The organism is Bartonella sp. AA81SXKL (assembly GCF_042196945.1).
Classification (GTDB): Bacteria; Pseudomonadota; Alphaproteobacteria; order Rhizobiales; family Rhizobiaceae; genus Bartonella.
In genome coordinates this window covers 63,367-90,263 of record NZ_JBHIRH010000003.1, presented here as the reverse complement: position 1 = coordinate 90,263, position 26,897 = coordinate 63,367, and the positions used below count along the sequence as shown (strand labels likewise).

General features: G+C 38.3%; 22 protein-coding genes. 9 read left to right on the top strand and 13 right to left on the bottom strand.

The features are described from left to right. Positions 1-109: 109 nt before the first annotated feature. The 9 genes from ACFINZ_RS02750 to nth all read right to left on the bottom strand — a co-directional run bounded on the left by ACFINZ_RS02750 (position 110) and on the right by nth (position 9,059). The gene (locus tag ACFINZ_RS02750) at positions 110-1,015 is read right to left on the bottom strand and encodes a metal ABC transporter permease (RefSeq protein WP_273790250.1); all 906 of its coding nucleotides are present in this window, start codon (positions 1,013-1,015) and stop codon (positions 110-112) included. Continuing rightward, positions 1,012-1,878, bottom strand: a complete 867-nt coding sequence (locus tag ACFINZ_RS02745) for a metal ABC transporter permease (RefSeq protein ID WP_375611406.1) — start codon at positions 1,876-1,878, stop codon at positions 1,012-1,014. The genes ACFINZ_RS02750 and ACFINZ_RS02745 overlap by 4 nt, the downstream gene beginning before the upstream one ends. Further along, positions 1,875-2,705 (bottom strand): manganese/iron ABC transporter ATP-binding protein, encoded by an 831-nt coding sequence (locus tag ACFINZ_RS02740; RefSeq protein WP_273790252.1) that lies wholly within the window; start codon positions 2,703-2,705, stop codon positions 1,875-1,877. Before ACFINZ_RS02740 ends, ACFINZ_RS02745 begins: the two co-directional genes overlap by 4 nt. Then, complete coding sequence (locus ACFINZ_RS02735; RefSeq protein WP_375620851.1) at positions 2,702-3,610, bottom strand: metal ABC transporter substrate-binding protein; 909 nt, start codon at positions 3,608-3,610, stop codon at positions 2,702-2,704. Before ACFINZ_RS02735 ends, ACFINZ_RS02740 begins: the two co-directional genes overlap by 4 nt. Before the next feature lie 290 nt (positions 3,611-3,900). Beyond that, complete coding sequence (pheT, locus tag ACFINZ_RS02730; RefSeq protein ID WP_375701155.1) at positions 3,901-6,315, bottom strand: phenylalanine--tRNA ligase subunit beta; 2,415 nt, start codon at positions 6,313-6,315, stop codon at positions 3,901-3,903. 32 nt (positions 6,316-6,347) lie between these two features. After that, positions 6,348-7,430, bottom strand: a complete 1,083-nt coding sequence (gene pheS, locus ACFINZ_RS02725) for a phenylalanine--tRNA ligase subunit alpha (RefSeq protein WP_375633688.1) — start codon at positions 7,428-7,430, stop codon at positions 6,348-6,350. Positions 7,431-7,524: 94 nt separating this feature from the next. Continuing rightward, on the bottom strand, positions 7,525-7,926 hold the full coding sequence (gene rplT, locus ACFINZ_RS02720; protein WP_012754515.1) for a 50S ribosomal protein L20: 402 nt from the start codon (positions 7,924-7,926) through the stop codon (positions 7,525-7,527). A 33-nt stretch (positions 7,927-7,959) separates the two neighbouring features. Beyond that, positions 7,960-8,163 carry a 50S ribosomal protein L35 gene (gene rpmI / locus ACFINZ_RS02715; protein ID WP_183193590.1) on the bottom strand — a complete coding sequence of 68 codons (204 nt, stop codon included), beginning with the start codon at positions 8,161-8,163 and terminating at the stop codon, positions 7,960-7,962. Positions 8,164-8,318: 155 nt separating this feature from the next. Then, positions 8,319-9,059: an endonuclease III gene (gene nth / locus ACFINZ_RS02710; protein ID WP_375701154.1), complete on the bottom strand. Its 741-nt coding sequence runs from the start codon at positions 9,057-9,059 to the stop codon at positions 8,319-8,321. A gap of 120 nt (positions 9,060-9,179) precedes the next feature. On the opposite strand from nth, the gene ACFINZ_RS02705 reads away from it, so the two are divergent. The 3 genes from ACFINZ_RS02705 (at position 9,180) to ilvD (ending at position 12,703) form a co-directional block, all read left to right on the top strand. Continuing rightward, positions 9,180-9,611 (top strand): Hsp20 family protein, encoded by a 432-nt coding sequence (locus ACFINZ_RS02705; protein ID WP_375612819.1) that lies wholly within the window; start codon positions 9,180-9,182, stop codon positions 9,609-9,611. A gap of 26 nt (positions 9,612-9,637) precedes the next feature. Beyond that, the gene (locus ACFINZ_RS02700) at positions 9,638-9,889 is read left to right on the top strand and encodes a DUF1150 domain-containing protein (protein ID WP_012754519.1); all 252 of its coding nucleotides are present in this window, start codon (positions 9,638-9,640) and stop codon (positions 9,887-9,889) included. 975 nt (positions 9,890-10,864) lie between these two features. Beyond that, complete coding sequence (gene ilvD, locus ACFINZ_RS02695; protein ID WP_375633691.1) at positions 10,865-12,703, top strand: dihydroxy-acid dehydratase; 1,839 nt, start codon at positions 10,865-10,867, stop codon at positions 12,701-12,703. 1,058 nt (positions 12,704-13,761) lie between these two features. Here ilvD and mutS read toward each other — a convergent pair. After that, positions 13,762-16,506: a DNA mismatch repair protein MutS gene (mutS, locus tag ACFINZ_RS02690; RefSeq protein WP_375697323.1), complete on the bottom strand. Its 2,745-nt coding sequence runs from the start codon at positions 16,504-16,506 to the stop codon at positions 13,762-13,764. Positions 16,507-16,701: 195 nt separating this feature from the next. On the opposite strand from mutS, the gene ACFINZ_RS02685 reads away from it, so the two are divergent. Continuing rightward, the gene (locus ACFINZ_RS02685) at positions 16,702-19,002 is read left to right on the top strand and encodes an NADP-dependent malic enzyme (RefSeq protein WP_375633693.1); all 2,301 of its coding nucleotides are present in this window, start codon (positions 16,702-16,704) and stop codon (positions 19,000-19,002) included. A 66-nt stretch (positions 19,003-19,068) separates the two neighbouring features. On the opposite strand, the gene secB is transcribed toward ACFINZ_RS02685, so the two are convergent. Together secB and ACFINZ_RS02675 are read right to left on the bottom strand one after the other, a co-directional pair. Further along, on the bottom strand, positions 19,069-19,545 hold the full coding sequence (gene secB, locus ACFINZ_RS02680) for a protein-export chaperone SecB (RefSeq protein WP_375617527.1): 477 nt from the start codon (positions 19,543-19,545) through the stop codon (positions 19,069-19,071). Positions 19,546-19,687: 142 nt separating this feature from the next. Next, on the bottom strand, positions 19,688-20,182 hold the full coding sequence (locus tag ACFINZ_RS02675) for an FxsA family protein (RefSeq protein ID WP_375633695.1): 495 nt from the start codon (positions 20,180-20,182) through the stop codon (positions 19,688-19,690). 174 nt (positions 20,183-20,356) lie between these two features. Between ACFINZ_RS02675 and ACFINZ_RS02670 the strand changes: the two genes are divergently transcribed. Both ACFINZ_RS02670 and ACFINZ_RS02665 read left to right on the top strand, forming a co-directional pair. Then, positions 20,357-21,049 carry a Tim44/TimA family putative adaptor protein gene (locus ACFINZ_RS02670; protein ID WP_375617567.1) on the top strand — a complete coding sequence of 231 codons (693 nt, stop codon included), beginning with the start codon at positions 20,357-20,359 and terminating at the stop codon, positions 21,047-21,049. A gap of 52 nt (positions 21,050-21,101) precedes the next feature. After that, positions 21,102-21,692, top strand: coding sequence for a Smr/MutS family protein (locus ACFINZ_RS02665; protein ID WP_375617529.1), 591 nt, complete (start codon positions 21,102-21,104; stop codon positions 21,690-21,692). A 911-nt stretch (positions 21,693-22,603) separates the two neighbouring features. On the opposite strand, the gene ACFINZ_RS02660 is transcribed toward ACFINZ_RS02665, so the two are convergent. Next, positions 22,604-23,140: a GcrA family cell cycle regulator gene (locus ACFINZ_RS02660; RefSeq protein ID WP_375617530.1), complete on the bottom strand. Its 537-nt coding sequence runs from the start codon at positions 23,138-23,140 to the stop codon at positions 22,604-22,606. A 485-nt stretch (positions 23,141-23,625) separates the two neighbouring features. Here ACFINZ_RS02660 and ACFINZ_RS02655 point away from each other — a divergent pair, with 485 nt between their 5' ends. The 3 genes from ACFINZ_RS02655 to ACFINZ_RS02645 are packed head-to-tail and all read left to right on the top strand — an operon-like array spanning position 23,626 to position 26,798. Beyond that, positions 23,626-24,840, top strand: coding sequence for an aspartate aminotransferase family protein (locus ACFINZ_RS02655; RefSeq protein ID WP_375634057.1), 1,215 nt, complete (start codon positions 23,626-23,628; stop codon positions 24,838-24,840). Continuing rightward, complete coding sequence (gene argF / locus ACFINZ_RS02650) at positions 24,837-25,772, top strand: ornithine carbamoyltransferase (protein ID WP_375617531.1); 936 nt, start codon at positions 24,837-24,839, stop codon at positions 25,770-25,772. Before ACFINZ_RS02655 ends, argF begins: the two co-directional genes overlap by 4 nt. A gap of 36 nt (positions 25,773-25,808) precedes the next feature. Beyond that, the gene (locus tag ACFINZ_RS02645; RefSeq protein WP_375701153.1) at positions 25,809-26,798 is read left to right on the top strand and encodes an Hsp33 family molecular chaperone; all 990 of its coding nucleotides are present in this window, start codon (positions 25,809-25,811) and stop codon (positions 26,796-26,798) included. The last annotated feature ends 99 nt before the right edge of the window (positions 26,799-26,897 follow it).

Genomic DNA, 26,897 nt, shown 5'->3' with positions numbered 1-26,897 from the left:
TGCTAGATATTAGGAGGAAAAATAACCTAGCACCCCGGACTCTAATTAAAATAAAAATGAGAAACAATATATAAAAATGCATGGCTGATATGCATGAATTTTAACACTTTCAAGTCTCTTGAACTGTGTTTCGACGAAAGAAAATCATCATGAAAATAGCCATAAAAATCAACGTCAAGATCAACACAATTGTGGAAGCAGAATCAGAGCCGATAAATAAGCTGAGATAAATCCCTAAAAAACCAGAAAAAGCTGCAACAAGTATCGCGATCATTAACATAAAAGAAAACCGCTTTGTGACAAGATAGGCAATTGCTCCTGGTGCTATCAGTAAAGAAATAACGAGTACGATACCTACAGCTTTCAAAGCTGCAACAATTGTAAGAGAAATCATCGTTAGCAGGGTATAGTGGAGTAGAGATATTGGTAACCCCATTGCACGTCCTTGAACTGTGTCAAAAATATACAGCATAAAGTCGCGCCATTTTGCTGCTAAAATAAAAGTGACAACAGCGGAAATGATTGCCGTCTGCGTTATATCAAGCCAGTTAACACCCAAGAGATTACCAAATAGAATATGATTCAAATCTAAGCTACTATAAATAGACGTGGCTAAAACAAGCCCCAAACCAAACATTGAAGAAAAGACCACACCCATCACCGTGTCCTGTTTGATACGGCTATTGCTCCCTAAAAAACCCGTTAATAGTGCACACACCATTCCTGCAACAAAAGCACCGCAAGTAATCAAAGTCATTGTAATATTCTCTGGACGCATATGCTGAAACCAAGCAAATGGCAAAGAAGTTAAAAATGCGATTACCCATGGTGTTGTCATATAACCAACAACAACACCTGGAAAAACTGCATGAGAAATGGCATCGCCTAACAGCGCCCATCCTTTCAAAATAAGAAAACAGGAAAGCATCGCCATGGGAATAGAAAGAATCATGACAATAAGCATACCCTTAAGCATAAAAGAAAACTGAAACGGAAGCAGTAATTGATCAATCATGATAATATTACACCCTTTTTTGCCGCATTTATGCGTAAGCGCGCAGCAATAAACCCATGTTTAGGAGCAAAAATAAAAGCCAAAACAAATAAAGATGCTTGAAAAAGCACTACAACCCCCCCTGTTTGTGCATTCAAAAAATAACTCACATAAACACCCAAGACACTTGTGAAGGTTCCAATTACAACTGCAATAACCAAGATGTTCACGAAACGATCACTTAAAAGATAGGCCGTTGCTCCAGGTGTCACAACAAGACAAATGACTAAGAATGCTCCAACGGTTTGCATCGCAGCAACAGTACAAGCGGCAAGCAATGTGAAAAAGAGAATCTTTAAAAATTTTACGTTTAATCCAATGGCATGCGCATGCGTTTCATCAAATAATGACACAAGAAGATCTTTCCATTTCAAAAGCAATATAAGCAACGAAACAAAGCCGATAAAAGCCAATTGTAGAATATCTGTTGAACTCACTGCTAAAATATTTCCCAAAACAATCGTATCAATATTAACAGCCATTGGTTTTAATGATTTGAGAAACAACCCAAAGGCAAAAAAGGAAGAAAAAATGAGCCCAATAATGGTATCTTCTTTAAGCTTTGTCCGGTGGTTAAAAAAGAGCATTGCTGCTGCTGCAAGACCACCAGAAAAAAAAGCGCCGAGTGAAAAAGGTAACCCTAAAAGGTAAGCTCCTGCTACACCAGGAACAATCGAATGGGAAAGTGCATCACCAATCAATGACCAACCTTTTAACATCAAAAAAGCTGAAAGAAAGGCACAAACACACCCAACTAACCCAGAAACCCACATTGCATTCACCATATATTGATAGCTCAGTGGCTCAAGCAACCAAGAAATCATGCAACGTGCTCCACTCTTTCAATATCTTCACAAACTGCAGACTGCTTTCTTCCCATGAAAACATCATTTTTTTTTGTGGTTTGAAGATCAAAAATATGGTGGTGCAAAGACCCTCCAAAAGTTTTCTCCAGATTTTCCTTTGTAAAGATTTTTTCTGTTAACCCAGAAGCTAAAACAGTACCTTTTATTAAAACTGTATGATCACAAAATTCGCGAACAGAACCCAAATTGTGAGTTGAAACCAAGATCACTGCTCCTTCTTTACGGAGATCTTGTAACAAAGCAATGATTTTATCTTCTGTTGTAACGTCAACCCCTGTAAACGGCTCATCTAATAAAATAGCTTTTGCTTTCTGTGCAAGAGCGCGCGCTAGAAAAACACGCTTTTTCTGTCCACCAGAAAGTTCTCCAATTTGGCGCTTGGCAAAAGCCAACATATCAACGCGTTCTAAGGCAATACGAACGGCTTCATAATCTTGTGTACGGGCATAGCGAAAGAAATTCATATGACCGTACCGCCCCATCAATACAACATCTTCAACCAAGACAGGAAAATTCCAATCAACATCTTCACTTTGAGGAACATAAGCAATAAGATTTTTTTTCAAAGCTATATCAACGGGCAAATCAAACATACGAATTTTTCCCTTTGAGGGGCGTACAAACCCCATAATCGCTTTAAATAACGTTGACTTACCGGATCCATTAACACCAACCAATGCCGTAATAGAACCCTTTGGACTTTCAAAATTCACTTCGCGTAAAGCTGTATGTCCATTACGATATGTTACCGTTACTCCTTGGGCAAAAATTCCACATTCCGTCATTGGTTTTTTACTCCCTCTACTAAAGCATTGCTAATACGTCCACTCGTGACACGTAATAAATCAATATAAGTGGGTACCTCACCATTTTTCTCACTTAAAGAATCAACATAAAGAACACCACCGTATTTAGCCCCTGTTTCTCTGGCAACCTGCTTGGCAGGCGCAGGGGAAATAGTGCTTTCAGAAAAAACTGCATGAATATTGTATTTGCGAACCATATCGATAACATGCTTGACCTGCTGTGGTGTTCCTTGTTGGTCAGCATTGATGGGCCATAAATAAAGTTCTTTTAGATCAAAATCACGCGCCAAATAGCTAAAAGCCCCCTCACTGGTCACAAGCCAACGTTTATCTTGCGGTACAGCTTCTAATTCAGCCCTAATTGGATCAATCGTTGCACGAATTTTCTGTTTATAAATTTCAGCATTCTGTTTATAAATTTCAGCATGTTCAGGATCATATTTTACAAAAGCATCGCGAATATTATCAACGTAAATCAAAGCAGAGGTCGGTGACATCCACGCATGAGGATTGGGTTTACCGCTAAAGGGTCCCTCACCAATTTTAATGGGTATAATACCTTTTGAAACAACAACACTTGGAACATCCTTGATATTTTGAAAAAACTTTTCAAACCAAAGCTCTAACTCTAAACCATTCCACAATACAAGGTTAGCTCCCTGAGCACGCATAAGATCGCGTGGGGTGGGTTGGTATTCATGAATTTCCGCACCTGGTTTTGTAATGGATTCAACATCAGCGGCATCACCTGCTACATTGCGTGCCATATCAGCAATGATAGTGAATGTCGTAACAGCTTTAAATTTACCAGCACACAAAGCAAAATTGGGTGTAAAAAAAATAACACTTCCAAAAACTATGGTGAAAAACGTTCTTACGTTCATTGATTCTCTCTTTCCTTTATATGCCTTCTTTTTATTGCAAATAATTTGCATTATCATTTAGCAATAGCAGTTATCTTTTACATTTGCAATGAAGGATTAAGAGAAAAAATAACTTTTCAAGATGTTTAAAAACAGTTTTTTCATATTGAAAAAATTGATGATTTAAGCAGCTTGTTTTGGTAAGGAGGTTCCCTTTCAAGAAGGTCTATAGCTCTTGAATGCCAAACAAAAAGGGAGCACTCAAAAATGCTCCCACTTCATATAAAATATCTCATAAAAAATGAGAATACTCAGTAGCGTAAATATGCACCTGTCATTTTGGTAACATTATCCACGATCTTTGAGGCAAGCTTTTCTAAATCTTCATCTGTTAGAGTCCGTTCTATGGGCTGAATAGTTACTTCAATTGCAACAGATTTTTTATCTTCACCAAAGCTTAAATCTTCAAAAATATCAAAAACCTGCACTGAATGAATAAGTTTTTTATCGGCTCCACTTGCCGCCCGAATAATAAGAGAAGAGGCAACAGTTTTATCCGCTATAAAGGCAAAATCACGCCGCACCATTTGAAAAGGTGAGAGTTTCAAAGGAGGGCGGCTTTTGGTCGTTTTTTTCTTTGATTCTGGAATTCGGTCTAGAAAAATTTCAAAGCCGCATAAAGGTCCACTGACATCTAACTTTTCTAATGTAGCAGGATGAAAAACACCAAAAAAACCAAGAATAATCTTTGATCCAAGTTTTATGACACCTGAACGACCAGGGTGATACCAATCAGGTGCTCCAACTTCAATCTGCACTTTCCCAACATCCATATCGCATGCTTCTAAAATAGCTAAAGCATCTGCTTTGGCATCAAAAACATCAACGACGGTTGCATTTCCATTCCAAAAACGCCCAGCCCCTTTAAATTGCTCTGTTCCGCGACGAATTCCACTAACAACACGGTGTTGTTTATCAGGGGTGTCGCCCTCATAAATACTTGAAACTTCAAACAAAGCAAGATCGGAAAAACCACGATCAGCATTTCTTTGTGCTGCTATAATCAAACCAGGTAAAAGGGAAGGACGCATCATTGACATATCAGCAGCAATAGGATTAACTAATTTAAGCTCTTCTTGACCTCCTCCAAAAGCAAGAGCTTGATTTTCAGAAATAAAAGACCATGTTACCGCTTCTTTCATACCACGTTGCACTAGAGCCAAACGTGTAGCACGTGAACGAATTTGTGCGCATGTTAAAATTTGATCTTTTCCTTCTGCAAAGTTTTCCAAAGGAATAGGTTTAATTTTATCTAACCCATAAATTCTCATAACCTCTTCCACCAAATCGGCTTTACTCATAATATCAGGGCGCCATGATGGTACTTTTACCGTAACGACTTCTCCTTTTCCTTCAACAAAAAATCCAAGTTTTGTTAAAATAGAGATGACTTTTTCAGGTTCTATTTCCAAATTTGTTAAACGTTTAATTTCAGAAAAAGGAAAAGCGATCTGTTTGATTTCTTGTTGCTGATAGCCAACGATCTTCTTTTTAGATACTTCACCACCACAAAGACGTAAGACCAATTCTGTTGCAATCTCAAGTCCTGTTTCTATAAAAGCCGGGTCAACACCTCGTTCAAATCGATAACGTGCATCACTGATAAGACCTAATGCTCTTCCTGTTTGTGCAATGCTTCGCGCATCCCAAAGCGCCGATTCAATAATAACGCGATGTGTTGTTTCATCACAACTCGTTCTTTCACCGCCCATGATACCGGCAATCGAAACAACCCCCTCATCATCTGCAATGACACAATTCTTAGCGCCCAGATGATAGATTTTTCCGTTCAGTGCTTGAAGCTGCTCTCCCTCACGCGCGCAACGTACACACAAATTACCTTTAATTTTATCTGCATCAAAAACATGGAGTGGACGACCAAGGTCAAAACTGATGTAATTGGTCATATCAACAAGCGCATTAATCGGTCTCAAACCAATTGCATTCAAACGCTGTTGCATCCACTGTGGTGATTCGCCATTTTGAACATTGCGTACTTCACGCCAAGCGAAACCTAAACATAATGATGAACCTTGCGAAAAATCTAATGAAACATCGAGAGGTGTTTCAAAAGAAGGCTCAAATTTTGACAAAGATAATTCTTTTAATTTTCCCATTCCAGCGGCAGAAAGATCACGAGCAATACCGCGAACACCTGTACAATCGGAACGATTGGGGGTCAAACCAATATCAATGATCGGATCATCTAAACCAGCATAAGCTGCAAATGAATCTCCAATAGGTGCATCTTCTGGAAGTTCGATAATTCCCTCATGTTCATTTGATAATTCAAGCTCCGCTTGCGAACACATCATCCCAAAACTTTCAACCCCGCGGATTTTTCCTACAGATAATGTCACATCAAGTCCTGGGATATAAGTGCCTGGTAGTGCCAGAACACCTACAAGACCTGCTCGTGCATTTGGTGCTCCACAGACAACTTGAACAGGTGTAGCAGTTCCTGTATCCACTGATAAAATTTGAAGTTTATCGGCATCAGGATGTTTTATTGCTATTAAAACTTTTGCAATCATAAAACCTTTTAAAGAAGACCGATCATCAACGTGATCAACCTCAAGACCGATAGCGGTTAATTTTTCACAAATTTCATTCAAAGATGCATTTGTTTCTAAGTGATCTTTTAACCACGACAATGTAAACTTCATTTTAAAACCTCACATGAAAGCGATGACTAAGATCACACGTTTTTATTAGGAAAAAAAGCAGGCATATCAAAGCAACGAAAGCCATAATGGTCTAACCAACGCAGGTCAGCATCAAAAAAAGCCCGCAAATCAGGCATACCGTATTTCAACATGGCAATACGATCAATGCCCATGCCCCATGCAAAACCTTGATATTCATCGGGATCTAAACCAACATTTTTCAACACCTGGGGATGCACCATTCCGCATCCTAAAATTTCCAACCAATCCTGTCCTTCTCCGAACTTTACTTCTGAACCAGAACGATCACATTGAATATCCACTTCCATAGATGGTTCGGTAAAAGGGAAAAAAGAGGGACGAAAACGCATTTTTACAGAGGGAACTTCAAAAAATTCTTTACAAAAGGTTTCATGTAGCCACATCATATGGGCAATGGTGGAGGTTTTATCGATGACAAGACCTTCTACCTGATGGAACATGGGAGAATGTGTTGCATCCGAATCCATGCGGTAAGTTTTTCCAGGAATAATGATTCGTATCGGTGCTTTTTGTTTTTCTAGTGTACGAATTTGTACGGGTGATGTATGGGTTCGCAATAATTTTCGTTCTCCCATTTTATCAACATCAAAAAAGAAGGTATCATGCATTTCACGCGCTGGATGCCCTTCAGGAAAATTCAATGCCGTAAAATTATAATAATCTGTTTCAATATCAGGTCCCTCTGCAAGAGAAAAACCCAACTTTGTATAAATGGCAATAATTTCCTCAATCACTTGTGAAATAGGATGAATGCGTCCCCGTTCTATAGGTGAAGAGCGAACAGGCAAGGTAACATCAACTGTTTCACGAGAAAGACGGGCATCCATTGCCTGTCTTTTCAAAAGATCACGCTTTTGTGCCCATAATTCTAAAATGCGATTTTTTAATCCATTAAGAACTGGTCCAACTTTATGGCGCTCGCCAGCATCCATTTTTCCTAATTCTTTTAATTTTTCAGAGATACTACCTTTTTTACCCAATGCTGCAATACGCACTTCTTCAAGTGCTTGTTCATCACCTGCTGCCTCTAAGGCTAAACAAATTTCTTGTTCCAGATGCTCAATATCATTCATATTTTTGCCTATTTTTTAATAAAGAAAAACCCGCACTCGCAATAGCCAGCACGGGACCTCGAATAAATGAATGCTTTAAGAGAACACGACTGGCTTATTTGACAGCGCCTTCGAAAGCATTAGGTGTCGTATCTTTTAAATATTCTAAAGCTTTTTTTGCCGAAGCTACTAAAGCAGAAAATGCTTCTGCCTCATGGATTGCTATATCTGAAAGAACCTTACGATCAACCTCAATACCGGCTTTTGATAAGCCATCAATAAAACGTCCATAAGTTAAACCTTCTGCGCGAACAGCCGCATTAATTCTCTGAATCCACAAAGCACGGAAAGTACGTTTCCTATTTTTGCGATCACGATAAGCGTATTGCTTTGAACGATCAACCGCTGCTTTAGCTGCACGAATGGTATTTTTACGACGACCGTAAAAACCTTCAGCCTGTTTAAGAACTTTTTTGTGCTTAGCGTGTGCTGTCACACCTCTTTTCACACGAGCCATATTATAATCTCCTCAAAATCAAAAGCGTAAGGTTTAAATACCATTCGGCAAATAATGCTGAATGACTTTTTTAGCATCTTGTTCACACAAAACCATTGTTCCACGTGCATCGCGAATAAATTTATTCGAACGCTTAATCATGCCGTGGCGTTTACCGGCAGCTGCTACTTTAATTTTGCCTGACGCAGTGATTTTAAACCGCTTTTTAGCGGATGATTTGGTCTTCATCTTGGGCATTTTGCTACTCCGTACATTAATTTATTCAATCAAACATTTTATTCACTCAAGCGGACCAACGCTTGAACAAGCATTTAAACAGCCACGGCATGCCCTGCCGGGCGGCTCTTAAAGACGTTTTCATAAGCTAGTATACACAAAATAGCAAGACCGTATTACAAAAAAATCGGCGCTACATTGCCTTGAAGCTCAACCAAAGGTGCTGGAATTGCATTTGTTTTGATGGCTGCTTTACATAAATCGGCAATAATGCATTGCGTACATTGTGGTTTACGGGCTTGACAAATATAGCGACCATGTAAAATTAGCCAATGATGCGCATGGCGAATATAATGAACCGGTATAATCTTTAATAATTTTTTCTCAACAATTTCTGGTGTTTTGCCAGGCGCCAAACCAAGACGATTGCTTAAGCGAAAAATATGTGTATCTACTGCCAATGTAGGCTGACCAAAAGCAACATTCAAGACCACATTAGCCGTTTTGCGCCCCACTCCAGGAAGGGCCATGAGTGCTTCACGCGTATCGGGTACTTGACCGCCATAATAATCAATTAAACAGTTGCAAAGCGCATAAACATTACGTGCTTTTGCACGCCAAAGGCCAATTGAACGGATATGATTTGCTATTTCTTCTTCCCCTAATGCAACCATTTTTTCCGGTTGATCAGCAAGGCAAAATAATTCTTTTGTCGCTTTATTAACGCTTACATCTGTCGCTTGAGCCGAAAGCACAACGGCAACTAAAAGTGTAAAAGTATTTATATAGTTAAGATCACTCTTAGGTGTTGGGCGTTGCACAGAAAAACGGCGAAATATTTCCGCAATTTCATCTTTATTATACAATATACTAGATAAATTTCGCACCTTTGATAATTTTATGTTACTTTGAGGCATTGAACTCTCTTAAATCTTCTCTCTTGAAGTTATCATTCACGCTCGCCATATGAGAGGAGTGCAGCGAACACTTTTATAGAGTTTGGTCAAGTAAAGCCGTTTTAAAGAGGATACTCATGAATGACACATGTGACGCCTTTCTCCAATCCTTTTCTTTTAGGGTTTGAAACCGTAGAAAAAATATTGCAACGTATCGGTAAAGCTGATGAGGCTTACCCAGCCTATAATATTGAACGTTTGCATAAAAGTGATGATGCAAATCATATCCGGATAACTTTGGCTGTTGCTGGATTTAAGATTAACCATCTTAATATTTTACTCGATGATAATCAATTGGTTATTCATGGTAAACAAACAGACAACCAAAATCATCAATATTTATATCGCGGTATAGCTGCGCGACAATTCCAGCGAACCTTTGTTCTCGCGGAAGGGATGCATGTTACAAATGCAGAGTTGAAAAATGGTCTTTTATCAATTAATCTGTATCAACCAAAATTAAAAAAAGAAATAAAACAGATTCCAATTAAAGTCAGTAGTGGTGAGTCATAAAAGTTAAGGCGTAAAGGAACAGTGAAATGGGAGAACACAAACAAAACTTGTCGTTTCAGAACACATCCTACTCTGATGCGGGACAGATTGCCTATTTAAAAAAAGTTTGTACAGATGATCTGGCTAAAAACTTTCCAGATCTTCCACCGATGACCCCAGGCATTACGATATGGGCTCTCTTTGGTGAAACAGGTTATCCTATCATTTTATCCGATGAGCGTTCTATCGCTCTTGCTGGAGCCAATGAGCATGAACTACAAATTGTAACTCTGCACTAGATTACCTTACGAGAAAACGCTGTACTCTTTGTAAATTCTATCTGTTTTTTCGTAAAGGGTGTAATGTGAGTTATAATGAGATAAGTATTGGTTTATATTCATAATTAATTTTTTACAACTGGAATGAGAGTCCCGAATATCATAAGGTTCTCTCATTTTAGATCCTCTTGTATTAAAACAATTAAAGTCACTTGCTTGTATGTCACACGCAGGGAAAGCCGTGTAGATAAAAACGCTTGAAGGAAGGAATAAAAATATCTCTTGTTAATTGTCTTAATTACCAAGGATGTTCGCAATATTGGGGATGAGAAAAATGTATGATGGTGTCAGTTATCTTCTTCATAAGTGTGAAGATGTCCCTTATAGATTTATATTATTCACGGGGGCTGTTATACCATTCATAGGCGCTATCGTGAAATGGGCTCGAGTGCATTGAAAGATGTCTCTTTAAAATGAGTACATAAAGGCTATACAAGTGTATTTTGTTTGGTGTGTTTTGTTCTTCCTGAGGGGAGTAGCTCTATTGAAGAGTGTAAAAACAAAAGCATGAGATAATGCGTCATCATTATTTAAAAGATATTTTTATGAATGCGTTTGAAAGGTGTAAAGCTGAATTGTAAGGAGATAATAGATTTTTACCACGATTTCTTTATATTCTTTCCAATTCCAGAGATTACGCAAACAGATAGATGCAATATACTAACCAAATCTGGCATACAAAAATCTGGAACTGTTCATGTCACACTGAAGCGTTTTGATATTTGTCTCAAACGTGGACTTGCACAAGGATTAGATGTTGATTAACAGGTAATAAAAAACAAAGGCTTTATGAAAAAGTTTATGCAGAGCTTTTAATTTTGTGCTTCAAATGCCGCAGTACAAGGTATTTTTCTCTTTTGAATATTAAAGCTCTTGTTTTTATAATGAAGTTACAGCACAAAAAGCAAAATGGAATTATTTGAGGGGAAAAAAATAATGCCTTCTTACCGTTCAAGAATATCAACCCACGGGCGTAATATGGCAGGAGCCCGCGGACTTTGGCGTGCAACAGGGATGAAAGATACTGATTTTGGTAAACCCATTATTGCGATTGCGAATTCTTTTACACAATTTGTACCAGGGCATGTCCATTTAAAAGATCTTGGGCAATTAGTCGCGCAACAGATAGCAGTTGCCGGTGGTGTTGCGAAAGAATTTAATACCATTGCTGTAGATGATGGAATTGCAATGGGGCACGATGGAATGCTCTATTCGTTGCCCTCACGTGAAATCATTGCTGATTCTGTAGAGTATATGGTTAATGCACATTGTGCAGATGCACTTGTCTGTATTTCTAATTGTGACAAAATTACGCCTGGTATGTTAATGGCTGCTTTACGGTTGAATATTCCGACAATCTTTGTTTCAGGCGGTCCTATGGAAGCAGGTAAGATTAAATGGAAGGATCAAGATCTAACGGTTGATTTGGTCGATGCCATGGTTGCAGCAGCTTCAGAACAAAATTCAGAAGAAGAAGTGGCTGAAATGGAGCGTGCTGCTTGTCCTACATGTGGTTCTTGTTCAGGAATGTTTACGGCCAATTCTATGAATTGCTTAACGGAAGCATTGGGGCTTTCTCTTCCCGGAAATGGATCAATGTTAGCAACACATGCAGATCGACGAATGCTTTTTGAAGAAGCTGGAAAACAGATTGTTGCATTGGTTAAACGTTATTATGAAAAAGATGATGAAACAGTCTTGCCGCGCTCTATTGCTTCACGCAAGGCTTTTGAAAATGCAATGACCGTTGATATTGCTATGGGGGGATCAACCAATACAGTACTGCATCTTTTAGCCGCGGCGCAAGAAGGTGAGGTGGATTTTACCATGACGGATATTGATCATCTTTCACGTCGTGTTCCTGTTTTATGTAAGGTTGCTCCTGCTGTCGCGAATGTACATATGGAAGATGTTCATCGCGCTGGTGGTATTATGGGGCTTTTAGGTGAACTGGATGCGGCGGGACTCATTGATACGTCAACTTATACGGTTCACGCAAAAACAATGAAAGAAGCTCTTTACCGTTGGGATGTGAAACAAACTAATGAACCAACAGTTCGTACATTTTATCGTGCTGCTCCTGGTGGCATTCCAACACAGACAGCTTTTAGCCAATCTTGTCGCTATGAGAGCCTTGATCTTGATCGTGAAAAAGGTGTGATTCGCAATAGGGAACATGCATATTCACAAGATGGAGGATTGGCAGTTCTTTATGGAAATCTTGCAAAAGATGGCTGCATTGTAAAAACAGCAGGCGTTGATCAATCAATTTTAACTTTTAAAGGTCCGGCAAGAATTTTTGAAAGCCAAGATTCAGCTGTTTCAGCTATATTAACTGATAAGATTAAAATAGGTGAAATTGTTTTAATCCGTTATGAAGGTCCACGTGGTGGACCTGGAATGCAAGAAATGCTTTATCCAACAAGTTATCTCAAATCTAAAGGATTGGGCAAGGTTTGTGCACTTGTTACGGATGGACGTTTTTCAGGGGGAAGTTCAGGGCTCTCGATAGGACATATTTCACCAGAAGCTGCTGAAGGAGGAGAAATTGCGTTGGTGGAGGAGGGGGATATCATAGAAATTGATATTCCAAATCGTAAAATTCATATGTTGGTGGATGACGTTGAGATGAAGCAGCGCCGTGCTAAGATGGAAGCAAAAGGAAAAGGTGCTTGGCAACCGATAGAGAAGCGTCAGCGTAAAGTTTCAAAGGCTCTCAAAGCCTATGCAGCGATGACCACATCTGCTGCAAAGGGTGCAGTACGTAATATTTGATGAGATGAATGACGCGTCTTATAAAAGAGAGATAGTATTCTGATTTTTTGCATCTTTTACACGATATTCTAAGCTAATTATTTTATGAGCTTATCAGAATATTTCGAGTCATGATCAGTATGATTAAAAAGCTATCAATACAACTAAAAGCTGTTGCGGATTGCTTATTTTAGCAGCTATGTAAGACAGATAAAGATAGATATGGTATGATTACGTTTCATATCATATTTCAATTTTATACGAAATTACGATTTCCTGTTCTTATATTTATGAAAGATATTTATTGTACTGGTGGCATTATCTTGTTGTACCGTAAAAACACTGTCATTTAGAGCTGTGATATACGGCATCCTACTTAATATATTTAGTGTGTGGTGAATATTCTTAGACTTGTTTATCAAACTTTGAGTTTAAGTGAATTACATGACTAGGAAGTCAAGGTAAATCCCTTAGAATCTGGACTGTTTGCAGACTTGATTCGAATGAAAATCCTTATCCTTTGAGGTGCGGGAAGGAGTTCAAAGATGTTTATGAAAATAAAGTACTGCTGTGATATATCTGATTATATGTTTCATATGAAAACAGTAAAAGAGCTCTTTATAACTTAAAATGTGAAGCATAACTTAAAATGTGAAGAAAATGCGAGATCCATTATCCATGAATTTATTATGAAAAATGGGGAGGCATCCCAACACCGACAGCTTTAAACTAAAACTGTTGCTATGATAACAATAATATTGATTGTGAAAAAGCATAATTCATTAAATGTTGCGTATTTGCAAGGTGGAGGAGATTTCATGACAATCTTTGCAAAAAACGACTATCTTGTAAAAATAGTCGATATTGACCAATTTTTTGTATACGGGCCAATGTTGATCTAAGGAAATATGAAATATAATGCATAGGATTTTGCTTCTATAGGCAATTACACTTATCAAAATATATTATGTAGAAAAGCGATGGGAATACGGTAAATAACTGTTTGTGCTGTGGTACATCAAAAAGGGTTCTTTATCTCCTATTAAGAAGGTTTTTTAATAAAAAATAACATCTGTTTTCTATAAAGGGTTTCTCTTTTCAAGCTGTTTGAGGTGGTAAATTGCTTCTAAAGCTTGTTTAGGAGAGAGTTCATCGGGATGGATATTTTTTAAAGCTTCGTGAAGTACACAATGTTTGTTTCTTGCTTCATTGACGGGAGATGTTGCTTTAAGAGAAAAGAGTGGTAAATCATCAATGAGTTTAGGTCCTTTTCCAGCCATTTCACCTTGTTCTAATTGATGGAGTACATCTGTTGCTCGTGTAATAACGGCTGGGGGAAGTCCAGCAAGCTTTGCGACTTGTACACCATAGGAACGGTCAGCAGCTCCTGGTGTGACCTCATGAAGAAAAACTACATCACCATCCCAATTTTTGACTTTCATGGTTACATTATGCAGTCTGTCAAGTTTTTCGGTAAGTGCGGTCATTTCATGAAAATGGGTAGCGAGAATAGCACGACAATGGTTAACCTCATGGAGATATTCAACGGCAGCCCAAGCAATAGAAAGTCCATCAAAAGTTGATGTCCCACGCCCTATTTCATCAAGAATAACAAGGGAATGGTGGCTAGCATGATTGAGAATCGTTGCTGTTTCAACCATTTCCATCATAAAGGTTGAGCGCCCCCGTGCAAGATCATCGGAAGCCCCGACACGACTAAACAGGCGATCAACGACACCAATATGTGCTGAAGTCGCTGGAACGAAGGACCCCATTTGCGCCATAATAGCAATGAGAGCATTTTGCCGCAAAAAAGTTGATTTTCCTCCCATATTAGGCCCTGTCAACAGCCAGATTGCTGCATATTGCTGATTTTCTTGCACAGAGAGATCACAATTATTGGCAATAAAAGGTTCTGCTGCTTGTTTGCGGAGTGCTTGCTCGACGACAGGATGGCGTCCTGCTGTGATATGAAAGGTAAGTGAAAGATCAATTTTAGGGCGGCAATAGCCTTGTTCTTCAGCAAGATATGCTAAGGCGACAGAGACATCTAAAATAGCAAGTGCTTCAGAGGCTTTACGAATAAAATCAACTTGTTCGGTAATTTCCTGAACGAGAATATCAAAAATCTCTAGTTCAAGTGTCAATGCGTGATTGGCAGCATGGGCAATACGGCTTTCAAGGTCAGCAAGCTCTGTTGTCGTAAAACGCATAGCGTTTGCCATTGTTTGCCGATGAATAAAACGTGCTTTAGCTTGTGGATTATTTGTAAGGGCAGATGCTTGTGTACTGGTTACTTCAATGAAATAACCTAGAATATTATTATGCTTTATTTTAAGAGTCTTAATATCTGTTTCTTGGGCATATTGCGCTTGAAGTTCAGCAATGACACGGCGCGATTCATCACGTAAAGCACGCATTTCATCGAGCTCTTTATGATAATTTGAACGAATAAAACCACCATCACGTTTAAGGAGTGGGAGATCATCAGCTAATGTTTGTTCTAAATGAAAGTACAACGCTGTGGGTAAGTTTGAGAACACCTGTTGTACATCACTTATTTCTTGAGGCAGAAGCTCATTATTAAGAAGTTGATGCAATTCACGAATGATTTCAAAGCCGCGCTGGATTGTCGCCATATCACGGGGACCTCCTCGTCCAAGAGCCAAACGTGAAACGGCGCGGGGCATATCTGGTCCCCCCTTTAAAATAAGTTTTATCGCTTCCGCAAGAGAAGGATTATGTAGAAAAAAATCGATAGAATCCAAACGCGTATCAATAGCTGAAGGAGTTGTGAGGGGAGCAATAAGGCGGTCAATAAGAAGGCGTGATCCTCCTCCTGTTACAGTGCGATCAATAGCTTTTAATAAACTTCCATCCCGTTGACCTGATGTCGTTCGAATAAGTTCAAGGCTTAGTCTGGTTGCAGCATCAATAAAAAGAGTTGCACTTTCATTTTGGCGCTCAGGCTGCATGAGGGGAGGGCGATGCGTGATTTGTGTTTTTTCGATATAACGAATAGCAGCTACAATTGCAGAGAGTTCACAGCGTGAATAATCGGCAACGCCTTCAAGAGTTGAGAGTTTAAAATAATTGCAAATATCGCGTTCAGCGGTGAGTGCATCAAAGAGACAAGCAGGTTGAGGTGAAACGATACGATCAAGAACACTAAAAAGTGACTTGTGAGATTTATCATGAAAAAATGAATCAGAAACAATGATTTCTTGTGGATCCACACGCATAATATCTGCTAAAAGTTTTTCTTGGCGGCTCTCTGTTACACGAAATATGCCTGTTGAGATATCAATCCAAGAAAGAGCAAATTCCTCTCCATCGCTAGTTTTTATACGGGAAAGTGCCATAAAATAATTTGCGCGTGTTGGATCAAGGAGTTTTTCTTCTGTTATCGTTCCAGGGGTTACAAGGCGAACAACATCACGCCGAACAACAGATTTTGAGCCACGTTTTTTTGCTTCAGCAGGATCTTCTATTTGTTCACAAACAGCAACTCGGTAACCACAAGCAATCAGTTTTTGTAAATAATCATCTGCTGCATGAACGGGAACACCGCACATAGGAATATCTTGTCCTAAATGTTTTCCGCGTGTTGTGAGTGTGATTCCTAAAGCCTGAGCAGCTTCAATCGCATCATTAAAAAATAATTCATAAAAATCCCCCATTCGGTAAAAGAGAAGGGAATCATGATGGACGGCTTTGATTTCTATGTACTGCTCCATCATAGGTGTAAGACGTTCTTGAGAGGAAGCAGATGGGGAGGCAGGCTGTGGAATTAAATTATTTTTATGATTGTTTTTTTTATCCATTTGTACGAGGCCTGTTTCCTTTAAGTGAAGTTTTTACTCTTTTTTGTTTACTTCAATATCTATTTATCTCTAAATTGCAACGCATCATCAGATTTGCTAAGGCAAGAATAGCGATTTCTAATATATGAATCAAATTTAATGACTATACGCATTATCAAGCAAAATTTACACTGTTTTTGGAGAAAATAAAGTGAGATGAAAAAGAGCGAGCAGGATCAGAAAATGTCTCAAACTGTTTACAGTGCGAGCGAAAGAGAAGCTCTAGATTTTCATAGTCGTGGTCGACCAGGAAAGCTTGAGATTATTGCAACAAAGTCTATGGCAACACAGCATGATTTAGCACTTGCTTATTCACCAGGTGTTGCAGTTCCAGTTAAGGCAATTGCTCAAAATCCAGCGCTAGCTTATGATTATACAGCAAAAGGTAATCTTGTTGCTGTTATTTCAAATGGAACCGCTATTTTAGGGTTAGGCAACTTAGGGGCACTTGCCTCTAAGCCGGTCATGGAAGGCAAAGCAGTGTTGTTTAAGCGTTTTGCGGATATTGATTCCATTGATTTAGAAATTGATATAAACGATACAGAAAGTTTTATCAATTTGGTGCGCCATTTAGAACCTTCTTTTGGTGGAATTAATCTTGAAGACATTAAGGCGCCAGAGTGCTTTATGATTGAAAGCCGCCTACGCGAGATGATGAATATACCTGTTTTTCACGATGATCAACACGGTACAGCGATTATTGTTGCTGCGGGTGTTCTCAATGCTTTGACTTTAACAGGGCGTGATATGCAAAATACGCGGTTAGTCTGTAATGGTGCTGGTTCTGCAGGGATTGCTTGTATTGAATTGATTAAAGCGATGGGCTTTCGTTCCGAAAATATCATATTATGTGACACAAAGGGTGTGGTCTATGAAGGACGCAAAGAGGGAATGAATCAGTGGAAATCTGCGCATGCTATTCAAACAGATAAACGTACGCTTATGGAAGCAATGGAAGGTGCAGATATATTTTTTGGGGTTTCTGCTAAAGGTGCTCTTACTCCTGAAATGGTAAGATCCATGGCACCCCAGCCGATCATTTTTGCTATGGCTAATCCCGATCCAGAAATTACGCCGGAAGAGGTTATGCAAGTGCGTCATGATGCCATTGTCGCAACAGGACGTTCCGATTATCCAAATCAGATTAATAATGTTCTTTGTTTTCCTTATATATTTCGTGGTGCGCTTGATGTGCGTGCAAGAGTTATTAATGAAGACATGAAGATTGCTGCGGCAAAGGCTCTTGCTAATTTAGCGCATGAAGAAGTGCCTGACAGCGTTGCAGAAGCTTATCATGGAAAGCGATTAAAGTTTGGTCCTAACTATATCATCCCTGTTCCTTTTGATCCGCGTTTATTTACGGTTGTTTCAATAGCGGTAGCAAAAGCAGCAATGGAAAGCGGTGTTGCGCAAAAGAACATAGATGATTTAGAGGCCTATGAGCGCGATTTGAATGCGAGACGTGATCCTACTTCCTCGATGATGCGTGGGGTTTATAACCATGTTCGTCAAGCGCCAAAACAAATTGTCTTTGCAGAAGGTGAAGAAGAGCAAGTTATGCGGGCAGCCGTTTCCTATGTTCATCAAAAATTGGGACAAGCGATTTTGGTTGGTCGTGAAGAGCAAGTAAGAGAAGCGGCTGTTATCGCTGGAATTGATCTGGAGCGTGAAGGTATTTCTATTATGAATGCTAAGCTTTCTTGCCGTACAGATGCTTATGCGAATTATCTTTATAAAAAAATGCAGCGTCAAGGTTGGCTGTTGCGTGATTGTCATCGTCGTATCAATAATGATCGCAATTATTTTGCTGCGTGTATGGTGGCACTAGGAGATGCTGATGCAATGGTTACAGGGGTGACACGCAATTATGAAACAGCGTTGATCGATATACGTCGTGCAATTGATGAAAAACCAAAAGAACGATTGATTGGTATTTCAATGGCTATTTGCCGTGGACGAATTGTGTTTATTACGGATACAGCCGTTTATGAAAATCCTAATGCTGAAGAACTTGCAGATATAGCGGAACAAGCAGCTTCATTTGTGCGAGGATTTGGATATCAACCACGGGTAGCATTTTTAGCATTTTCTACATTTGGTTATATGAAAGGGAAGACGACGCAGCAAATTCAGGATGCGATTAATATTTTGCATGAACGCAAAGTTGATTTTGAGTTTGATGGAGAAATGAGTGCTGATGTGGCACTCAATTCCAAATTGATGCAGCAATATCCATTTATGGGATTAACGGAGCCTGCTAACATTTTGGTTATGCCTGGATATCACGCATCTTCCATTGCAAGCAAAATGTTACAAGAACTCGGTGAAGCAACCATCATTGGTCCTATTTTAATTGGATTGGAAAAATCTGTCCAAATTGTACCGTTTAGTGGAAGCGATACAGATGTTGTCAATATTGCAATGCTTGCGGCTTATCATGCCGCAAAAGTCGTCTAAAGGAAAAAAGCCCCTAATATACCAATAATATATCAAGGGGCTTTTTGATAGCAAAAAAATAAATTTTTAAGAGGGCTGTATTTGATTGTCTTTTTGTTCTTCAGAAAGACGCTTTTGGAAGAGTGCTGCAAAATCAATAGGATCAATCCACAAAGGTGGAAAACCACCACTTTGAGTAGCATCAGATATAATTTGGCGAGCAAATGGAAATAAAAGACGGGGACATTCAATAAAGACCAGTGGCATAACATGTTCTTGTGGAATGTTTTTAAGGTGGAAAACACCACCGTAAATAAGTTCTACATGAAACAAGGTTTCAGTTTCATCATTGGCTTTGACGGAGAGAGACAAAACGACATCGTAATTGTCATCACCAATTGGGTTAGCATTGACGTTAATATTGATATCAATTTGTGGTGATTTTTCACGTGCACGCAATGAACGAGGAGCACCAGGGTTTTCGAATGATAAATCTTTTAAATATTGAGTTAATACAGCAAAAACCGGCTCTCCACCACTGTTATTCATTTCACCTTCGGCCATACGACAAACCTCTCTCATTATAATATGTATATTTATTTTAGATCTAAAGACCAGATTGGTTATCACGCCTTGCAAAAGGTTGCAAGAAATGCGCTCTTTATCTTGAATATTTTTTTAGTTTGTTACAGATTTTTTAGGCATTTCAATGGTTATCATCATTTTTGCGCCATGGAGATTCTGTCGTATCATGAATTGTGTAATCTTCTGCTTTAAGATCAATTATTTTTTCAGAGTTATTTTTTCTTCTAGTATTGGGATTCATTTTGTTTTTTAATGATGCAAAGAAATGCCAAGCAACAGAGCGAATTGGTTTAATAAGAAGTAATATTCCCAAGAGATCAGTGACAAAGCCGGGAAGAATAAGTAAAATTGCACTAAACATGATGAAAGCATCATTAATAATATTATTCTCTAATGTACGTCCTTGGATAAGTTCATTTTGTATATTTTTTAAAAGGCTAATCCCTTGAATTCGCAATAAAACAACCCCAGCTATGGTTGTGAGAATAACCAAACTCAAGGTTGCCAAAATACCAATTTCTTGACCAACAAAGATAAAACCAGCAATCTCGATTAAAAGAATGCAAAGAAAGATAACAACAAAAAAACGAGGATTTATAGAATAAAGTTTTATCACATGAAAGTTTCCTTCTGGATGAGTAGGGGGAGAAATTCTTAAGAGAACTCCGTTTAAATACAAAATCTATAAAAATATTTGAATGATAAGATTCCTTATTTTACATATTTATTGATAAATGGTATTGACTGCAATGTTTATTAGAGACTTAAGCTTTGGAGATTGACAGCGCCTATGGAATTTGACGTTATACTTGTCATAGCTCTTGTTGTTATGGTTGTTATTTTTGTGCAACTCCGTAATGTATTAGGGAAACGAATTGGGTTTGAAAAGCCACCCTTTGATCCTTATTCACGACGTTCTAAAAAACAAGTTGAAGCAGAAACGGCTGATAATATTGTTTCGTTCCCTCATCAGAAAAATTCACAAAAAGACGACTTTAGTGAAATTGATAAAATTTCACCGGAGGGGAGTGTTTTGAATAAAAATTTGCGGGAATTGCATAGAATTGATCCTCATTTTTCTCCTCAACTTTTTATAAAAGGTGCACAAATTGCGTATGAAATGATTGTAATAGCTTTTGCCAAAGGTGATCGCAATCAACTTAAAAGCTTGCTTTGTCAGGATGTTTTTGAGAGCTTTTGTACGGCTATTGAGCAACGAGAAAAAAATAAAGAAAGAATAGAATTCACTTTTGTTGGAATTAATAAGATCGAATTTGTTGCGGCGGCAATACAAGAAAAAGATGAACTTTTAACGATACGTATTGTCAGTGAGATGATTTCTGTTACTTATAATGAACAGGGCGAGCGTATAGACGGTGATCCTGATGCTATTGTAGAAATCAGGGATATTTGGACTTTTGTTCGCAATAGTTTATCGTCAGATCCCAACTGGAAGCTTTTTGCTACAGAAAATGAAAATTAAAATACTTTTTGTTTTTCTTCCATAAGCATTCAATGATTTATGAGAAATTAAAATGTCCTCAAGTAAATGGAGACAAAAAATAGATTTATTGGCTCCACAAGATCGTTTTTTATGGGAGATGGTTTGTCGTACGATAACACCGCTTCACGGTAAGATGCTCTCTTCTGCTTCAGAAACTATTGCAAATATTAATGATAAAAAACAGCCTGTAACTCAAATCTCCTCATTGTCTCAGGAAAATCAACAATCCTCGACAATTATTAAAAGAGAAAAGAGGTCAGTTACACAAGCACAAAAGATTCATTTCTTTGATCATGTTGCATATCGTAAAATTTCCCAAGGTCGTTGTCCTCTTGAGGCGCGTCTTGATCTCCATGGTTATATGCAGGAAGAAGCTTATTTTTTATTAAAAAAATTTCTACAGTCCTCTCAGCAGAGAGGATTGCGTTATGTCCTTGTGATTACAGGAAAAGGACGATCCGTTGGGAGCGATGGAGCTTTGTATAGATTTGTTCCGTATTGGTTATCAACACCAGCTTTTCGATATTATGTCCACGCGTTTGAGCAAGCAGCGCGTCAGCATGGCGGAGAAGGTGCGCTTTATGTTTGGTTGCGCCGTTTTGTGTCGGGAGAAGGAAAGTGATGTTATTGTGGTCGCTCTAGATTTTATATTTATTTATACTTATAATTTATTGTTTTTGTATATTTCGTAAGAGCCTTGAATACAATATTCCCTTCTTTATAATTTTTTATAAAAAATTATAAAGATATTATTTTACATTCTACGTATTGCTTCACGCTTTTGTTTTTCGCATTCTTTAACGGGGCACATCCCTCACGCAAAACAGAATGACATTGAATTGCATATATTCACAGGCTTGTTTTAAAGAAACATCTCTCAACGCTCCCAAGCCTATTTTGCGACGGCATTCGTGAAGAGTATAACGATAAATCCATGAAGCACTCACTATCTTTATACTTAATAAAAGAGCAAGCTGGCATCATCATACACTTTGCCATCTCCCAATGTTGCAACAACCCTTTAAGTCCTTGGCACTTGAAAGCATTTATAAGAGGCATGCTTTTCTTTAAGTGTTTTTAACTCTCCACAGTTCTCATCTCGCTCGTGACGCCCAAACGAAAGATTTTGATTGATTCAATATAATAGGACTTAAAATGAGAGAGATATAGATGGATCTCATTCAGGTTGCAAAGCAATAAATTATTTTTATAAACCACAGCATTACTCTATTAAATACACGAAGAATAAAAACATGAGAAATTGAGAAACGATCTTATTCAAAAGATGTTGCTATGGATAGTGTTAAAAGCAGTACAACTAAATTAAAGAAAATTATGAAAATAAACAGTAATATAACTTTACAACACACAGCTGCGCAATAGCACCAAAAGATACAGTTTCGTTGAATAGTTTCATGAAGAAATTTTTTCATTCATTAAAAGCTCCATCAAATTTCTTTCTCATAATAATTCGATAATAAAATTTAATAACGAAGCGCAGAAGGCGTAGAATATGAGATTCTACCGTGGGTATTATACTCTTATCCGACGTCTTTCAGATATTGGTTGAAATGCTAGCTTAGCATGAAAGGCACAATAGGGGCTATTTTCATCAGAATCTGCACCACAAAAATGAAAATCTGCTGATAATGGATCGCCAACCGGCCATCTACATGTATTTTCACTCAATTGTAGAAGATTAAGTTGACGTGATATAGGCACAACGACATTGGATTTTGTGGACATATCAACTTCTTTTACATCTTCCACTACAAATTCTGTCTTTAAAGCTGTTTCTTCAATACTTACAGATGATGTGTTTATTGGCGATACCGTGGATGTGTTGCGACGCACACGTGGAGATGATGGACTGCTGCTTCCCACGGGAGTTTTTTGCGCACGCGTGCTTCCTTGTGCTGTCTTACCACGTCCTGGTAACTTTAATCGATGTACTTTGCCGATGACTGCATTTCTACTGACCCCACCTAATTGAGCAGCAATTTGACTTGCACTTAACCCTTCACTCCAAAGCTTTTTAAGAAGCTCAACGCGTTCACATGTCCAACCCATACCAGCACTCCATTCCGATTACGTCACTAAGATGCTCTCCCCCGTTGCATCTTCAAATGTTTAAATAATGTTTCATTACGCTGAATGAAAGAACTTTACACTCTACGTGAGCATAAAAAAATCATCCAACCTGTGGATTTACAAATCAAAACACATCATCTTGCTTATTATATTGTAAATTACAATATGCACTCACTCTATGACAAGAGTCTTTACCTCTTGAAGAGTTTATTTAGAATGTTTTCCCCAACTTGCAAATCAATCATAGGTTAAACTTTCACTTTTGTTTAAGGCTTTTTCCCAAAATGCTTATTTGTAGAACCCTCATTGACTTTTTTTCAATTGGTGTAATGATCTATTCTATAGGTGTAATCACTAATCGTAATGAAATGTTGAAAGCACCGTAACGAAATATACCATGCTGTTTTATTTGTAGTGTTGCTTTGTATATATATTGAAAAGACTAAAATATAAAGGGAATTATGATGGATGTCGTCTCTATACAACCACTTTATGAATGCTTCGCACGACGAAATTTGCATTTTGAACAAGGGCATGGTGTATGGCTTATTTCCGATAAAGGAGAACATTATCTTGATTTCACATCTGGTATTGCTGTTAACGCATTAGGGTATTCACATCCAAAATTAGTTGATACGCTCAAAATACAAGCTGAAAAACTTTGGCATGTTTCTAATATTTTTCAATCTCCTGAACAAGCATCTTTTGCCACGCGGCTTTGTGCAAATAGTTTTGCGGATAAGGTTTTTTTCTGCAATTCAGGTACTGAAGCATTGGAGTGCGCATTCAAAACTGCACGCCATTATTACTATGCTGCTGGTCATTCAGAACGCATTGAAATAATTACTTTTGAAGGGGCATTTCATGGACGTACACTTGCTGCACTTGCTGCGACTGGGTATGAAAAATATCTTGAAGGCTTTGGACCTAAAGCTGGTGGATTTATTCAAGTACCTTTTTGTGATGAAGTCGCTTTGCGTAACACTATTAATAAAAATACCGCCGCTATTCTTATTGAACCTATTCAAGGAGAAGGAGGAATACGAACGGTTCCTCATGAATATTTAAGATTTTTGCGCAAAATATGCGATGATAATGGTCTGTTATTGATTTTAGATGAAGTCCAAACGGGTATAGGACGAACAGGAAAGCTTTTTGCTTATGAATGGAGTGATATCACGCCTGATATTCTTACCCTCGCAAAAGGATTAGGAGGGGGATTTCCATTAGGTGCTTGCCTTGCAACGGATAAAGTTGCAAAAAGCATGACACTTGGGACACATGGCTCAACCTTTGGAGGAAATCTTCTTGGAATGGCTGTAGGAAATAGTGTTCTTGATATTTTGTTAGAGCCAAGTTTTCTCAACCATGTTCAGCGTATGGGGGATAAACTAAAAAGTGGACTTTTGTACATTCTCAATATCTATCCTGATATTATCTGCGCAGTTCAGGGGATGGGGCTTATGTTGGGTATTCAGTGTATTGTACCTTCAAATCTTGTCATTAATGCTTTGGAAAATGAATATCTCTTAAGCGTTGCAGCCAACAACAACGTTGTGCGCTTATTGCCTCCTCTTATCATTAGGGAAGAAGAAATAGATGAAAGTTTACATCGTATTGAAAAAGCAATAGCTTATCTTTCCCAAGTAAACAAAGAAAGACAAATATCACACACATGACAAATGCTCTTCGTCATTTCACGGACTTATCCATTTTAACGCCAGCAATAGCACGTGCACTGATCGATTATGCAAAGATCCTTAAAGCATCTTTTAAAGCAGGAAAAGATTCAAAACCTTTTATAGGTAAAACACTTGCGATGATTTTTGAAAAACCATCCACACGAACCCGTATTTCATTCGATATCAGTATGCGCCAGCTTGGCGGAGATACAATCATGCTCACGGGTTCAGAGATGCAACTTGGTCATAGTGAAACCATAGCTGATACGGCGCGCGTTTTATCCCGTTTTGTGGATATAGTGATATTACGAACAACGAAACACCAACGTATGCTCGAATTGGCACAATATGCACAAATTCCTGTCATTAATGCTCTTACAGATGATACACATCCTTGCCAAATTCTAGCAGATATCTTAACCTATGAGGAGCATCGGGGGCCTATTTCTGGTAAAATATTTGCGTGGATGGGGGATGGTAATAATGTGCTCCATTCCTTAATTGAAGCCGCAGCTCTTTTTGATTTTCATTTGCGTATTGCTACTCCAAAGGGCAGTGAACCACAGGAGAAATTTATACATTGGGCACGTGAACGAGGAGCGCATCTTACACTAACCCATGATCCCCAAAAAGCGGCTCAAGATGCTGATTGTATTATGACCGATACATGGGTCTCCATGGGACAAGAATTTCGTGCTCGCAGTCATTCTATTTTTCAGCCTTATCAAGTCAATGAATCTCTCATGAAATTAGCAAAATCTGATGCTCTTTTTATGCATTGTCTTCCTGCTCATCGTGGTGAAGAAGTGGTTGATTCTGTGATTGATGGACCGCACTCCGTTGTTTTCGATGAGGCTGAAAATCGTCTTCATGCTCAAAAAGCAATTCTTTCTTGGTGTTTACAAGATGCGTTTTTCTCTCCACAATAGCCTCCCTACAACAAATTATATAAAAAAGGCAAAGCTATGAGTGAACAAGCTAAAGATGAAGCCTCTCTCAACAACAACTTCTTGCATGAAGATGATAGTGTTATTCCCTTTCAAGTTGAAGAACTTGATATCCGTGGACGGACCGTACAACTTGGGGAAACTTTAAATTCTATTCTCACAAGACATCAATACCCTGAACCGGTTTCTTATCTTCTAGCAGAAGCTTTACTTTTAACGGTTCTGCTTGGAACTTCTCTAAAACTTACGGGAAAATTTATTTTACAAACTCATTCCGATGGACCAGTTAATATGTTGGTGTGCGATTTTTTGCCTCCTTCCAGTTTACGTGGATACGCTCGTTTTGATAAAGAACAGCTTAAACAAGCCATAGACAATGGTCAAACCTCTTCAGAAACACTTTTAGGAAAAGGCACTTTAGCTTTCACAATTGATCAAGGTCCCCATATGCAACCCTATCAAGGGATAGTTGCATTAGATGGATCAAATTTACAAGAAGCTTCTCGTATTTATTTTGATCAATCAGAACAAATTCCTACCGATATCCGTCTGGCTGTTGCTATATTAATTAATCGTGACCAACAAGGAAAACAGCAGAAAAGCTGGCGAGCTGGAGGTATTTTGATCCAACTTTTACCCCAAGAATCGTCTCATCATAAAATAGATGCCCCTCATCAAAAGCAAGAAGAAACGAAAACTCATACCCAATTGGATAACCAATGGCAGGAAGCTAAAATACTCATGGCAACGATTGAAAGTTCAGAATTAACAGATCCCCAAGTCGGTAGTAAACAGCTCTTGTTCCGTCTTTTTCATGAACAAGGTATTAGAGTTTTTAACCCTTTTTCTCTTGTCGATCAATGTTCTTGTTCACACGAAAAAATTAAAGGAATCCTAGAAGGCTTTTCTATTGATGAACGCAATAAAATGGTTAAAAATAAATATATTTCAGTCACATGTGAATTTTGCTCAAAAACATATTGTTTTACACCGCAAGAATTTTTATAAGAAAAAACATAATCAAATATTTTTCATAAAAAATGATGATTGCAACAAAAGCCTATTTTATTTGCGTCATAAAAGTTTACGCATAATCTCATATGAACT

Bases quoted from the DNA above. Each gene is read 5' to 3' on its own strand.
- ACFINZ_RS02740 (WP_273790252.1), bottom strand. From the start codon at position 2,705: ATGACGGAATGTGGAATTTTTGCCCAAGGAGTAACGGTAACATATCGT.
- ACFINZ_RS02645 (WP_375701153.1), top strand. From the start codon at position 25,809: ATGAGTGAACAAGCTAAAGATGAAGCCTCTCTCAACAACAACTTCTTG.
- rpmI (WP_183193590.1), bottom strand. From the start codon at position 8,163: ATGCCCAAGATGAAGACCAAATCATCCGCTAAAAAGCGGTTTAAAATC.
- ACFINZ_RS02665 (WP_375617529.1), top strand. From the start codon at position 21,102: ATGTCCTCAAGTAAATGGAGACAAAAAATAGATTTATTGGCTCCACAA.
- ACFINZ_RS02750 (WP_273790250.1), bottom strand. From the start codon at position 1,015: ATGATTGATCAATTACTGCTTCCGTTTCAGTTTTCTTTTATGCTTAAG.
- ilvD (WP_375633691.1), top strand. From the start codon at position 10,865: ATGCCTTCTTACCGTTCAAGAATATCAACCCACGGGCGTAATATGGCA.
- ACFINZ_RS02655 (WP_375634057.1), top strand. From the start codon at position 23,626: ATGGATGTCGTCTCTATACAACCACTTTATGAATGCTTCGCACGACGA.
- pheS (WP_375633688.1), bottom strand. From the start codon at position 7,430: ATGAATGATATTGAGCATCTGGAACAAGAAATTTGTTTAGCCTTAGAG.
- rplT (WP_012754515.1), bottom strand. From the start codon at position 7,926: ATGGCTCGTGTGAAAAGAGGTGTGACAGCACACGCTAAGCACAAAAAA.
- nth (WP_375701154.1), bottom strand. From the start codon at position 9,059: ATGCCTCAAAGTAACATAAAATTATCAAAGGTGCGAAATTTATCTAGT.
- argF (WP_375617531.1), top strand. From the start codon at position 24,837: ATGACAAATGCTCTTCGTCATTTCACGGACTTATCCATTTTAACGCCA.
- mutS (WP_375697323.1), bottom strand. From the start codon at position 16,506: ATGGATAAAAAAAACAATCATAAAAATAATTTAATTCCACAGCCTGCC.
- ACFINZ_RS02745 (WP_375611406.1), bottom strand. From the start codon at position 1,878: ATGATTTCTTGGTTGCTTGAGCCACTGAGCTATCAATATATGGTGAAT.
- pheT (WP_375701155.1), bottom strand. From the start codon at position 6,315: ATGAAGTTTACATTGTCGTGGTTAAAAGATCACTTAGAAACAAATGCA.
- ACFINZ_RS02660 (WP_375617530.1), bottom strand. From the start codon at position 23,140: ATGGGTTGGACATGTGAACGCGTTGAGCTTCTTAAAAAGCTTTGGAGT.
- ACFINZ_RS02670 (WP_375617567.1), top strand. From the start codon at position 20,357: ATGGAATTTGACGTTATACTTGTCATAGCTCTTGTTGTTATGGTTGTT.
- ACFINZ_RS02685 (WP_375633693.1), top strand. From the start codon at position 16,702: ATGAAAAAGAGCGAGCAGGATCAGAAAATGTCTCAAACTGTTTACAGT.
- secB (WP_375617527.1), bottom strand. From the start codon at position 19,545: ATGGCCGAAGGTGAAATGAATAACAGTGGTGGAGAGCCGGTTTTTGCT.
- ACFINZ_RS02700 (WP_012754519.1), top strand. From the start codon at position 9,638: ATGGGAGAACACAAACAAAACTTGTCGTTTCAGAACACATCCTACTCT.
- ACFINZ_RS02705 (WP_375612819.1), top strand. From the start codon at position 9,180: ATGACACATGTGACGCCTTTCTCCAATCCTTTTCTTTTAGGGTTTGAA.
- ACFINZ_RS02735 (WP_375620851.1), bottom strand. From the start codon at position 3,610: ATGAACGTAAGAACGTTTTTCACCATAGTTTTTGGAAGTGTTATTTTT.